Genomic DNA, 12,557 nt, shown 5'->3' on the forward strand with positions numbered 1-12,557 from the left:
CCGTTGGATCAGTGCCGCGGCGCGCGGAGCGCCGTGCCGCGCGGGTCAGTAACCGAAGTGCGACGCACCGGCCGCGGCGGGCAGCACCGAGAAGGGCACGAGGGCCGCCGGGGACTCCATGCCGTGCACGTCCACGGCGAACACCTCCACCGTGTGCATGCCCTCCTGCCAGGGCCAGCCGGATTCCCACGTCCACCGTCCGTCGGCGGCGACCGGGCTGCCGCCGAGGAGCGTTCCGCCCGCTCGGAAACCCACCCGAGACGCTCCGGCCGCGAAGCCGGTGAACTGTACTGCCGCCCCCATCACGTGCTGGTACGCCTCGGGAGCCTGAACCACCGGCGCCCCCGCCGGCTGCCCGTGCACACCGGGCGCGACGCCCTGGGCACCGGCCGGCACCGGCATCCCGGGCGCCGCGGCCGCTGCCGCCCCGTCCACCGTGGTGAACGCGACCTCGACGCCCTTCGTGTGGCCTCCCGCCGCGTCCCACGCGACGCACTTGACCCGGTGTTCGCCCTTGCTCCACGGCTTGCTCAGTTTCCAGGACCAGGTGCCGTCCGGCGCCACGGAGGGCGAGCCCAGGAACTTGCCGTGCTCCCACAGGCTCACCCGTACAGCACCCCTGGCGGTGCCACTGAAGTACACACCGTCCCGGGGAAGCCGGGTACCGGGCACCGGGTGCAGGACGACGGGCGGCAGGATGTCGGTGCCCTTGTCCCGGGAGTTCGCGGACAGGTAGGCGTCGATGGCCGACGTGTCGCGGTCCGGCTCCTCGTAGCCGTTGCGCACCATGCCCAGCCGCGGGGGGAGTCCGTCGGCGAGCATGTTCACCAGTCCCATGAGGAACGGCACATTGCGTCGGGTGACCTGGGCGTGGCCGGTGATGAAGGGGGACTCGCTGTAGATGAAGTTGAAGTTGTCGTATCCCTGGAAGAGCCCCAGGAACGGCTCGACCTGCTCCGGGTACTGCTCGTCCTGCGGGGAGGAGAGCAGGTAGATGTTGGTGTGCCGGCTGTGTCCCGACCGCACGAGGTCGGGAATGATCGAGTCGACGATCCGTACGTTCTGCTCCGGCACCCCCCCGCCGAGCATGAACCGGGCGACCTTGGGGTGCACCTTCTGCACATAGGTGCCGACGAGGAACTGCGGCACGAGGGAGACGATGTTGCGGAACCCGTAGCGCAGGCCGAAGAAGAGAGCCGCGCTGCCGCCCTTCGAACCTCCCCACATCGTGACGTCGTCCGGTGTCAGGTCCAGGGCTTTCATCACCTTGGTGATGACCCCGGCCACGGACTGCTCCAGGCCGAAGTCCATGTCCTTGCACAGGTAGTAGCTGTTCATGCCGTGGAACTTGTCGCGGATCCACAGGATGTTGGCCCGCACCGGGTCGAGGACGCCGTTCGACCAGCCGTAGTCGTCAGTGACCGCGAAGTTGGCGAACACGACGACAAGATGCCGGTTGCCGCCCTTCGCGTGGGCGAACCGGTACTCGACGGGATACGCACCGGAGGTGTCGATCCCCTGGATCAGCTCGCGACCCTTCGACGCTGCTTTGGGCATGTGTGGCTTCCACTCGTGAGTTGTTCGAAAACGACGAAGGCGTTCAGTGCCGCGGGCTGAAGTACCCGGCCGGTTCGGACGCGTTCATGACGGTGAAGGTCACCGTGGCCGGCGGTGACTCCATGCCGTTCGCGTCCACCCCGATGACCTCCACCAGGTGCGGCCCCGGCGGCCACGCCCAGCCCGGCTCCCAGATCCAGGCGCCGTCCGGCCGGACCCCGCTCCCGCCCAGCAGCGCACCGTTCTGCCGGAACCTGACCTGCACCGCACCGGCGGCGGCGCCGTGGAAAGCGACCGTCGTCCCCGCCACCGCCTGCTGCGGGCCGGGGGCCGAGACGACCGGCGTCGGCACGCCCTGGGCGGCGGGGTCCGGTCCTCGCACCGGCGCCGGCGTGCCGAGCGCGACGCCCGCGGCCACGGCCTCGGCGGGCACGGCCGTCGGAGCGACGGCGGCCCCGTCCGCCGCCGTGAAGGGGATCTCCGTCGTCGGCGAGTGGTACCCGGCCGGGTCCACGGCGAAGATCTTGACGCGGTGCTCCCCCTTCGCCCAGGGCTTGGCCGGCTCCCAACTCCAGGTGCCGTCCGGGCCCACGGGCGGTGAACCCAGGAACTTGCCCTTCTCCCACAGGCTCACCCGGACCGCCCCCGAGGCGTACCCGGTGAAGCGCGAACCGGTGAGCGGCACCAGGCCGCCCGCCGCCGGAACACTCACCACCGGGGGCGGGAACGCGTCGGCCTGCACCTTGGCGGTGGAGGCGAGGAAGGTGTCGATGGCCGACGTGTCCCGGTCGGGCTCCTCGTAGCCGTTGCGGATCGTGCCGATGCGCGGCGCGATTCCGTCGACCAGCAGGTAGCCGATCCCCAGGAGGGGAGGCACGTTCCGCACGGTCACCTTGTTGTGCTCCGTGATGAACGGGGACTCGCTGAAGACGAAGTTGAAGTGGGGGTACCGCTGCAGCATCCCCAGGAACGGCTCGATCTGCGTGGGGTACTGCTCGTCCTGCGGCGACGACACCAGGTAGATGTTGGCCTCCTGGTTCGCGCCCGCCATCAGCAGATCGGGGAGGACGGAGTCGAGGACCCGCACGTCCTGCTCGGCGAGGCCCTCCCCGAGCAGGCTCCGGCCGACCTTCGGATAGACGTCCCGGACGAAAGTGCCGATGCGGAACTGCGGCGCGGAGGCCACGATGTTCCGGAAGCCGTACCGAAGCCCGAAGTAGAGGGCGGCGCTGCCGCCCTTCGAGCTGCCCCACAGCGTGACGTCGTTCGGCGTCAGGTCGAGGGACTTCATCACTTTGGTGATGAGGTCGATCACGGACCTCTCGACGCCGAAGTCCATCTCCCTGCACAGGTAGTAGGTGAGCCCGCCCGCGAAACGGTCACGGATCCAGAGGATGTTCGACCGCAGGTCGTCGAGGACTCCGGTCGACCAGCCGTAGTCGTCCGGAGCGGCAAGGTTGGCGAACACCACGGTGAGGTGGCGGTTGCCCTTCTTGGCATGGGCGAACCGGTACTCGACGGGATACACACCGGACGTGTCGATCCCGGTGACGATGTCGCGCCCCTTCGACGCTGCTTTGGGCATGTGCGGCTTTCCTCGTGAGTAGTTCGGAATCGGCGCCGTGGGCGGTCAGTACCGCGGCGTGAAGTAACCGGTCGGCGCGGAGGCGGCCATGACGGTGAAGGCGGCCAGGGTGGGCGGGGACACCATGCCCGTCGTGTCCACCGAGACGGCCTCGACCAGATGCGGGCCCTCCGGCCACGCCCAGCCCGGCTCCCAGCCCCAGTGCCCGTCCGGTGCGACCCCGACCGAGCCCAGCACCACGCCGTTCTCGTGGAACCGGACCTCCGCCGCGCCCGTCGCGTGCCCGTGGAAGGCGACCGCGGTCGCCACCTGGTGCTGCGGGCCGGGCGCCGTGACGACCGGCGGGCGGAGCAGCCGGCCCTGATGCAGCCCGCTGTCCGCGGCGAACGGGGCGCCGGGGCCGGGGTTCGCGCTCGTGACGGGAGCCGCGGCCCGGTCCGACACCGTGAAGGGCACCTCGACCCGGGCCGAATGGAAGCCGGCCGGGGACACCGCGAAGATCTTGACGAGATGCTTCCCCTGTGCCCATGTCCTCTCCGGCTGCCAGGACCAGGCACCGTCGGGGGCGACCTGCGGCGATGCCAGGAACTTGCCGTTCTCCCACATGCTCACGCGCACCGCGCCGGGGGCCCGCCCGGTGAAGCGGACGCCGGTGGCGGGAACCTCACTGTCGGCGCCCGGGGTCGTCACGGCCGGGGGCGGGAACGCGTCGGTGTTCTGGACCTTGGCGGTCGAGGCGAGGTAGGCGTCGACGGCCGACTGGTCGCGGTCGAACTCCTCCTGGGCGTGGCGTGCGAACCCGAGGCGCGGGGCGTAACCGTCGGCCAGCAGGTTCAGCAGGCCGACCAGCGCCGGCACGTTGCGCCTCGTCGCCGTGGCGTGGCCCTGGATCGTCGGCGATTCGCTGTGCAGGTAGTTGAAGTTCTCGTAGCCCTGGAACATGCCGAGGAAAGGCTCGACCTGCACGGTGTAGTGCTCGTCCTGCGGGGAGGAGAGCACGTAGATGTTGGCGCCGCGGTTCGCCTGGCGCCGCACGAGATCGGGGAGGAGCGCGTCCAGGACCCGTGCGTTGTGCGCCGGCGCACCTTCGCCGAGCATGTAGGCGGCGACCTTCGGGTGCCGCTTCTCCAGTGCGTCGCCGATGAGGAACTGGGGCACGATGGCCACGATGTTCCGGTAACCGTGGGTCAGACCGAGGTACAGGGCCGCGCTGCCGCCCTTGGAACCGCCCCACAGGGTGACCTGGTCCGGCGTCAGCCCCAGCGCCCGCATGAAGTTCGCGATCAGGGCCTGCACCGAGTCCGCCAGGCCGAAGTCCATGTTCCGGCACAGGTAGTAGGCGTTCATCCCGTCGAAGCGGTCGCGGATCCACAGGATGTTGGCACGGACGTTGTCGAAGACGCCGTTGGACCACCCGTAGTCCTCGGGCGCCGAGAAGTTGGCGAACACCACGACGAGGTGACGGTTGCCGCTTTTCGCGTGGGAGAAGCGGTACTCGACCGGAAACGTGCCCGAGGCCTCGATCCCGTTGAACAGCTTCCGCCCGCTCGAGGGTGCTTTGGACATGTACGGAACTCCAGTCTCATGACGGTTCGGTGGAGCCGGCCGGGCGGGCACAGCAGGGGCGCAGGCGCTTCGTGGACGGGGGCGGGGCGGGGGCGGGGGCGGATCGGCACATTTGCGGCCGGAGCGGCGAAGCGGACATGATGGCGGGATGCTTCTGGTGGCCTCCCCGCTCCAGGCCGCCCTGCGCCGGCACCGCCGTCCGCTCGCCGCGGCCTCGGCTCTCGCCCTGTCGCTGGTCCTCGCCGCCGTGACGTACGTGCAGAGCGCCGCGGATCCGGCGCGGACCCTCTCCGCGAGCCGCACCCTGACGGTGGCGACGTGGAACATGTGCGGCGTCCAGCGGTGGGGCTGCGCGGACACGGGAAGCGACGACGCCAAGAGGCAGGCGGTGAAGCGGCTCGCCGACGCCGGGGCCCACGTCGTCCTTCTTCAGGAAGCCTGCGCCGGTCAGATCGAGACGGTACGCGGGGAACTCGGCCGGTCCTGGCACGTGTCCTTCCGGCCCTACTCCTGGAGGGACGGAACCGGGCGCTCCAGCACTGCCCCGTGCGACGGACGCGGCCAGGGCGCGGCCGGCTTCGCGATTCTCTCGGCCCACCCGCTGTCCTCGGTGCGTGTCGTGCCCGCGCCGCAGCCCGTGGTGGGGCTCCAGCGGGGCATCCTGTGCGCGACGGTCGCGGCCCACGACGTCCGGCTGTGCAACGCCCACCTGAGTGTGCCGGACAGCGACCAAGCCCATCCCGGTCGGGAGTACCGCGACGACCAGTTGCGGGCGTTGATGGCGGCGGTGCCGAAGCGGCGCACCGTGTTCGGCGGCGATTTCAACGTCACACCGCCGGGCGCCCGCAATCCCTCGGCCTGGGTGTGGCCGGCCGGCGCCTACCGCACCCATCGGGAGTGCGCCCAGGATTCCGGCTCCGACCGGTCCGGGCGCCCGACCCACGCTTCCGGCCACAAGCTCGACTATCTGTTCACCGGACTGCGCACGACCCGGTGCTCGGTGCGCGACACGGGCGTCTCGGACCATCGCGCCTTGCTGATCAGCGTGGACGCGGGCACCGGCTGAGGCGACGCCGATGGAACGCTCGGCCCTTGCTCCGGGATCGGGAAGCGGACCGAGCGCCCAGGGCGCGAACGGCGGCGCGCTCATGGGGTGCCGGGGCCGTCCGACACGGCCGGGCACACCGACGGCCGACCGGCCCGCGGAGCATGCGGGGTCACGCGATCACGCCTTCGTGGGTCCGGTCCTCGGTGGGCGGCGTCTGCCCGGGCCGGTCGGTCGGCTGCTGGATCCGCACCGGCATCATGGGCGGAACCTGCGTGTGCTGCTGTTGCTGCGGCGGCACCTGCACACGCTGCTGCTGCGGCACCTGAGCGCGTTGCAGCTGCTGCGAAACCTGCGCGTGCTGCTGCGGCACCGGCTGCCCGGCCGTCTTCTGCCGCTGCGGAGCGGCATCGTGCGCCGGAGCGGGCTGTGTGAACGCCGAACCGGCGAGCGCCGCGGGTGAACGCCTCGCGGTGAACCACGGCCCGGTGCTCGGCCGGATCGGGGTCATGGCCCGCCCCGTGTGCCGGGTGTCGACACGCCCGACGGCCGGTGCCTGCGCCTGCTCGGGCGGGAGGTCACCGCCTGCGACCAGCAGCCGGTCGGCGAGCCGCGCGGCGGCGTAGCCGTCGTCCAGGTCGCAGAACTCGTCCTGGAACCAGCGGTATCGCTCGGCGTAGCGCTGCTGGATGTCGTCGATGTCGCGGATGGCCGCCACCAGCTCCGCGGAGCTGTAGAGCAGAGGCCCGGGGGCGCTGCGTTCGAAGTCGAAGTAGAAACCGCGCAGGGTGTCGCGGTAGTGGTCCAGGTCGTACGTGAAGAACAGGATGGGCCGCCCGGTGTTGACGTAGTCGAACATCAGGGAGGAGTAGTCCGTGATCATCACGTCGGTGATCAAGGAAAGGTCCGCCATGTCCGGGTAGTCGGACACGTCGAAGACGAATCCGTCGCCGGCGCCGGGTACCGGGTCCACGACATTGGGGTGGCGGCGCACCATGAGGACGTGGTCGGCTCCCAGGCGGGCCCGGGCGTCCTCGAGGTCGATACGGAAGTCGAGCTTGTACTTGCCGGGGGCGTAGAACTGGTCGTCGCGCCAGGTCGGTGCGTACAGCACGACCCGCTTGCCCTCCGGCAGCCCGATGCGGCGGCGGATCTCCTGCTCCCGGCGCTCCATGCCCGGGCGGCGCAGCATGTCGTTGCGCGGGTAGCCGCACTCGACCATCTCGCCGGGGAAGCCGAAGGCGCGCTGGAGGATCGGGGTGGAGAAGCTGTTGGGCGAGACCAGCATGTCCCAGTTCCGCACCTCCTTCTCGACGCGCTCCAGGTAGCGCTGGTCGGCGAAGTGGATGGCCTCGATGTCGTGGCCGATCTTCTTCAGCGGTGTGCCGTGCCACGTCTGCACGACGACCTGTCCGTCCCTCTTCTGGAACCAGTCGGGGAGGTGGTTGTTGGCGACGACGTACCGGCTGGTGGCGAGGGCGTCGTACCACTCGGGCGACCACATGCGCACGGGCCTCGCGGTGGGCGGCACCTGGATCTGGTCGTCGCGGACCACCCACAGGTGTTCCAGACCGGCCTGACGCCGCACGAGTTCCTCGTGCAGGGCGCGGGGGCTGTCGGAGTACTGGGTGCCCTTGAAGGCGTCGAAGAGCACGGCCTGGCGCACCGGCTGCCGACGGGCCGCGGGGTAGGCCTTGGTGCGCAGCAGCTTCTGCCGGTACGGGCCGCGGGCGTCGTCGGGCATCGCCGAGTGGACGAGGAGGGACAGCCGGTCGTACGCCTCGGACTGGAGGTCGTAGCGCCGCTCGCCGAGCTCGACTTCTTGGGGCAGTTCCGGGACGAGCTCCTGCTCCAGCTTGATCATCAGGTCTTCCTGACGTTCCTCCGGCCGGACCGCGGAGAGGTCCTGCCGGCGCAGGAAGAAGTCCCAGCGCCCGGCGGCGAGCGGAATGCTGCCGGCGACCGTACGTACCGCGGCCGGGGTGACCACGCACCGGAACGTGTCGCCGTTCCACTCGATCGGGAACTCGCGCTCGGCGCCGTGCGCGCGCGAGCGGACGATCATGTGGGAGGCGCGGTACTCGTCCTCGGACAGCCGGTCGGCTGCCGTGTACTTGCCGTGGATCCGAAGCGAGCCGTCCTCGAGCCACGCGACGTCCGTCGCGGTGGGCAGCGTGGCCCGTTCGAAGAGGACCACATAGCCGGAGCCGTTGCGGTGGACCACCACCTCGCGGTCGCCCTCGGGCGCCTGGAGTGCCTGCGGCATCCGGTAGCGGCCGTCCGGGGTCTCCTCCGCCATGACGGGGTAGATGGGCGCCTTGCGGCCCTCGACGTGCAGGGTGGTCTTCCAGCCGTTGCTTCCCATGCCCCAGGAGCGGGGGATGTTGGCGTCCTCCTCGCTTCGGGAACCGGGGACGAGGCCGCTGAGCGGTATGCGGGTGGTGAAGGTGCACCAGCCGTCGCCGCCGCGGGTGAAGTGGACCCAGGAGTCGTGCTGCGCGGCGCCGCTGAGGCTGCGCACCCGGAACTTGCCCCACTCGGGGACGGTGGGGCCGAGGTAGACACCGCCGAGCTCGAGCTGGCTGCCGACGACACGATGACGGGTGATACGGCACCGGACGACTTCCACACGGAGCTTGAGTGTTCCCTGCAGGAACAGCGGCACGATTCGGGTGTTCTTGTCGACGTAGCGATACGGCGGGTTGGAGGCGCTTCCCGCGCCTCCGCGAGCCAGCCCCTTGTAGCGGAACAGACCACGGCTCAGCACCCCGGCGGCCACGTCCCAGGTGCCCTCGACCCACTGTCCCTTGCGCTTGAGCCGGGTGGTGTCGATACGGGTCTCGAAGCCGGACCAGTCGTAGCAGTAGCGGTTCTGGTTCGAGTGCTCGGTGGCCTGCGGGTAATAGGTGGTCTTCGCCGTGGTGACGAGGGTCCGCCCCTGCTTCTTGTTCCGCAGGGCGAGAGCCTTCACCGACATCCGGCGCTTGTGGACGTTGATGAAGCGGATGTAGGCGGCACCCGAGAGGTGCAGCCAGTCGCCCGACCACTGTGCTTCGGCGACCGAGCCGTGCAGGGACAGCTCCTTGTCGAGCCGGTACGCCTTCTTGTCGACGCCGACCTCGCGGTCTCCGAGATAGGGGTAGTTGAGATAGCGGTGGAAGCGGCGGCGCACCGGAATGGGGCCGCCCTTGCGCTCGAAGGCGATGACCTCGAGGAGTTCGTCGAGCTTCCCCGCACGGACCAGGTGCCACTTGACCCGGGCTTCGGCCGTGAGGTCGTCGATGATGTCCGGGTCGGCCTCGTCGAGGAACTGGTTGGCCCACTCCAGGAAGGCCTGCTGGTACTCCTCGTCCGCGTCGGGCAGCACCTTCAGATGCAGCATGAGGTCCGACTTCAGGCAGGCGAGGTCGTACTTGCGCTTGTGCTCGAGGAAAGAACGCGAGCGGTGGCTGCCCAGGAACCGGCTGACCGACTGCACGGCCGCCACCCGGTCACGGAGGTTGCTCAGTTCGGTGTGCCGCTGGGTGATAGAGGGCGCGGCCGCGCCGTCGCGGCGCCGCCAGAAGTAGACGAAGTCATGGATGACGTCGACCTTCTCCGCCCGGAAGTGGGCGACCATGTTCACCCAGGAGTCCTCGTACAGGACCCCTTCGGGGAAGGCGATGAAGTGGTGATCCCAGAACGAACGCCGGAATACTTTGTTCCACACGGTGCGGTCGTAGATCAACGCCTCGAACCGGGTGATGTGGGTGTGCCGCTTGTCCTTCGCCATCGGACCCTTGTGCAGCGGTGACTGCCACTTCGTGGTGGAGTTCATCATCTGCACATTGCCGGAGACGAAGTCCGACTCCGAACCCTCGAGCCGGCGGATGAGCAGTTCGTAGGCGTACTCGGGAATGACGTCGTCGCCGTCGACGAAGGCGAGGAACTCGGCCTCCGGGTGAGCGGCGCGGATTCCCGTGTTGCGAGCGTGGCCGGGGCCGTGCGACTGCTGCCGGATCAGCTTGAAGCGGGAGTCGCGGGCACAGAACTCCTCCGCGATCCGGGTCGAGGAGTCGGTCGAACCGTCGTCGACGAGAATGACTTCGAGGTCCTTGAACGTCTGCCGCGCGATCGACTCCAGACACTCGTCCAGGTACTGCTCGACGTCCATGAAGGGCACGACGACACTCAGCCGAGGCCTACCGGACAAATCGCGCTCCTCCGTTGATTTGTGTGCGACGGCCTACGGGCGATGTCGGCCGTCGGCAGACGTCCCCCGAGCGGCGCCTCTGCCAACAGCCCCGCAAATGGCACGTTGTCCGTCGTTGAACGGAAGTGAACGCTTATCTGTCCTTCACAGGGCCTGCACATAGTAGGACACGATCAGATTCGATAACAGCCTTGGATCATTACGTGCGATTACAGGAAGGACCTGGTCAACTTCGCAATAAAGCACGGTCATTGAGTGGCTTGGAGCCGTCTCGCAGGGCAGGTCGGACGCCGGTACGTGAGGCATCCCACTCTCCGCATGACGGTCGTGGTCAGCCGACCTCGCGCCACGGCTCGAAGGCCAGGCCGGGATCGAGCATGTCCTGACGGGCGACCCAAAGGGTTCCATCGGGGCGAATCACCGCAAGCACGACACGTCCCATGCCGTCGACCTGCACGGCGGGCCGGCCGATGCACGGTTCGCCGACCGGCGCCCACCAAGTGCCGTAGACCTCTCCCTCGGTGGGATAGGCCGCGACCTCTGGGGCGCCGTCCGCGCCACGCTGGACCAGGACGGTGCAGTCGTACCCGTTGACCGATGCCCGCACCGCGCCGACGGGACCTTCGCCGGAACCTCCGCCCAGAGACGTCAGCACACCCGACGGGCCCGACCTGTCCGTCTGGAGGCGATATGCGACGACTGTGCCGTCGGCCGCGTGACGCCAGTAGAACGTCACACTTCCCGGGCCTGTCTCCAGCCCGGTGTGCGTCAGGTCAACGGCCGGCTGGGCGGGTCGGCCCAGCAGGCGAAATGCCGTGTCCGACGCGTCTCGAGCCCAGTGCACGGCCCCCTTGCTGAACATCGCGAGGGCCTGGACCGAACCCGTGGACGTGGGCACCGCCACCAGGGGGGTACGCACCCATCTGTTGTCCAGGCCCGCCCACGGCTCCCAGCTGCCTTCGGGGTCACGCCTGCGGGTGCGGACCGAGTGCCCGAAACAGTGCATGAAGAGATGGAGCGCACCGGAGGTGTCGGCGGCGACGAACGGGTCTCCGAGCCTTTCCGGCGGTACGTCGTCTCCGCGGAAGGGGTTGCCCAGCACATGCCACTCACTGAGCGGGCGGCCGGTCTGGAACTGCGTGGCGAGGACGATCTCACGGCCGCCCGTGGCGTCTTCGCGGTACCGCGTCCCGGCGAAGTAGACATAGCCGTCGGGTCCCTGGCTGAAGGCGGCGCGCCCCGCCCAGTCCTCCACGGGGAAGAGCTCGGGGCCGATCCACTGCGTGGAGCCGGGTTCGGTCTCGGTCCATCGGGCAACACCCTGCGGCACCGAGCAGTACGCGCTCAGCCGGCCGTCGCGGCCGAGGAACAGCCACCGGGCGGCGGGCGTCGATCCCGAAGCGACGGCAGCGGCGATCTCGGCCGGGGAAAGATCCCGTCCAAGGGCAGGAGAACCGGCGCCCACCACCGCACGCCTGCGTCGTGCCATGTCCTCGGACCCACCTCTCCTGCATGAACTGGCAGACAATAACACCGGGCGTCGCCCTACCCTCACGCAGCCGACCACAGGGTGACGGAAGGGCAAACGCGCCCGAAGAGCCGGAAACAGAACCTCTGTCGGGCGGCCCCGATCAGAGCTCGTCGCGCACCCAGTCCCGCAGCCACGCCCGGAAGTCAGGACCGAGGTCCTCGCGCTCACAGGCGAGACGGACGATGGCCCGCAGGTAGTCCCCACGGTCACCCGTGTCGTACCGACGCCCCCGGAAGACAACGCCGTGCACCGGCCCTCCCAAGGACGGATCCAGAGCCAACTCCTCCAGAGCGTCGGTGAGTTGAATCTCACCACCACGACCCGGAGCGGTGCGCCGCAGCACGTCGAAGACGGCCGGGTCGAGCACATAACGGCCGATGACCGCGTACGAGCTCGGAGCCTCACCCGCTGCGGGCTTCTCGACAAGACCTGTGATGCGCACCACGTCGTCGTCCGCCGTCGTCTCGACCGCGGCGCAACCGTAGAGGTGGATCTGAGCCGCCGGCACCTCCATGAGCGCCACGACACTGCCCCCCAGAGCCTTCTGCGCCTCGATCATTCGGGCGAGCAGCGGATCGCGGGGGTCGATGAGGTCGTCACCCAGGAGCACGGCGAAGGGCTCGTCACCGACGTGGGCGGCAGCCGACAGCACCGCGTGCCCCAGTCCCCTCGGGTCGCCCTGGCGCACGTAGTGCACCGTCGCCAGGTCCGCCGACTCCCTGACCATGGACAGGCGTTGGTCGTCGCCCTTGCGGCTGAGCGCGTGCTCGAGCTCGTAGTTGCGGTCGAAGTGGTCCTCGAGAGCCCGCTTGTTGCGGCCGGTCACCAGCAGGACGTCGTCCAGTCCGGCCGCCACGGCCTCCTCGACGACGTACTGGATGGCCGGCTTGTCGACGACCGGGAGCATCTCCTTGGGGGTCGCCTTCGTCGCAGGCAGGAACCTGGTGCCCAGGCCCGCCGCGGGGATCACGGCCTTGACGACTCCAGGGTGCGCTTCATTCACAGAAGTGTCCTGCTCCTTGTGCGGGTTGTGCGATGCGGCGGCATCGTGAGGGCGTTGTGCCCCTCCGGTGAACGCGAA

General features: G+C 69.4%; 7 protein-coding genes. 1 reads left to right on the forward strand and 6 read right to left on the reverse strand.

The window, feature by feature from the left end; genetic code table 11:
- Positions 1-45: 45 nt before the first annotated feature.
- Genes ABZ070_RS09580 through ABZ070_RS09590 form a run of 3 tightly spaced genes read right to left on the reverse strand, consistent with a single transcriptional unit; the run spans position 46 to position 4,708 of the window.
- Positions 46-1,557, reverse strand: a complete 1,512-nt coding sequence (locus ABZ070_RS09580; protein ID WP_356631709.1) for a hypothetical protein — start codon at positions 1,555-1,557, stop codon at positions 46-48.
- A 43-nt stretch (positions 1,558-1,600) separates the two neighbouring features.
- Positions 1,601-3,142 carry a hypothetical protein gene (locus ABZ070_RS09585; protein WP_356631711.1) on the reverse strand — a complete coding sequence of 514 codons (1,542 nt, stop codon included), beginning with the start codon at positions 3,140-3,142 and terminating at the stop codon, positions 1,601-1,603.
- A gap of 45 nt (positions 3,143-3,187) precedes the next feature.
- On the reverse strand, positions 3,188-4,708 hold the full coding sequence (locus tag ABZ070_RS09590; protein ID WP_356631713.1) for a hypothetical protein: 1,521 nt from the start codon (positions 4,706-4,708) through the stop codon (positions 3,188-3,190).
- Between the two features lie 148 nt (positions 4,709-4,856).
- On the opposite strand from ABZ070_RS09590, the gene ABZ070_RS09595 reads away from it, so the two are divergent.
- Positions 4,857-5,774 carry an endonuclease/exonuclease/phosphatase family protein gene (locus ABZ070_RS09595; protein ID WP_356631715.1) on the forward strand — a complete coding sequence of 306 codons (918 nt, stop codon included), beginning with the start codon at positions 4,857-4,859 and terminating at the stop codon, positions 5,772-5,774.
- A gap of 151 nt (positions 5,775-5,925) precedes the next feature.
- Here the strand turns inward: ABZ070_RS09595 and ABZ070_RS09600 are convergent, their stop codons facing one another.
- The 3 genes from ABZ070_RS09600 to galU form a co-directional block, all read right to left on the reverse strand.
- Positions 5,926-9,945, reverse strand: a complete 4,020-nt coding sequence (locus tag ABZ070_RS09600) for a CDP-glycerol glycerophosphotransferase family protein (protein ID WP_356631717.1) — start codon at positions 9,943-9,945, stop codon at positions 5,926-5,928.
- Between the two features lie 331 nt (positions 9,946-10,276).
- Positions 10,277-11,434: a hypothetical protein gene (locus ABZ070_RS09605; RefSeq protein WP_356631719.1), complete on the reverse strand. Its 1,158-nt coding sequence runs from the start codon at positions 11,432-11,434 to the stop codon at positions 10,277-10,279.
- 142 nt (positions 11,435-11,576) lie between these two features.
- Positions 11,577-12,479, reverse strand: coding sequence for a UTP--glucose-1-phosphate uridylyltransferase GalU (gene galU / locus ABZ070_RS09610; protein WP_356631721.1), 903 nt, complete (start codon positions 12,477-12,479; stop codon positions 11,577-11,579).
- Positions 12,480-12,557 lie beyond the last annotated feature (78 nt).

The organism is Streptomyces sp. NPDC006283 (genome assembly GCF_040613325.1).
Lineage (GTDB): Bacteria > Actinomycetota > Actinomycetes > Streptomycetales > Streptomycetaceae > Streptomyces.

Bases quoted from the DNA above. Each gene is read 5' to 3' on its own strand.
- ABZ070_RS09590 (WP_356631713.1), bottom strand. From the start codon at position 4,708: ATGTCCAAAGCACCCTCGAGCGGGCGGAAGCTGTTCAACGGGATCGAG.
- ABZ070_RS09605 (WP_356631719.1), bottom strand. From the start codon at position 11,434: ATGGCACGACGCAGGCGTGCGGTGGTGGGCGCCGGTTCTCCTGCCCTT.
- ABZ070_RS09595 (WP_356631715.1), top strand. From the start codon at position 4,857: ATGCTTCTGGTGGCCTCCCCGCTCCAGGCCGCCCTGCGCCGGCACCGC.
- ABZ070_RS09580 (WP_356631709.1), bottom strand. From the start codon at position 1,557: ATGCCCAAAGCAGCGTCGAAGGGTCGCGAGCTGATCCAGGGGATCGAC.
- ABZ070_RS09585 (WP_356631711.1), bottom strand. From the start codon at position 3,142: ATGCCCAAAGCAGCGTCGAAGGGGCGCGACATCGTCACCGGGATCGAC.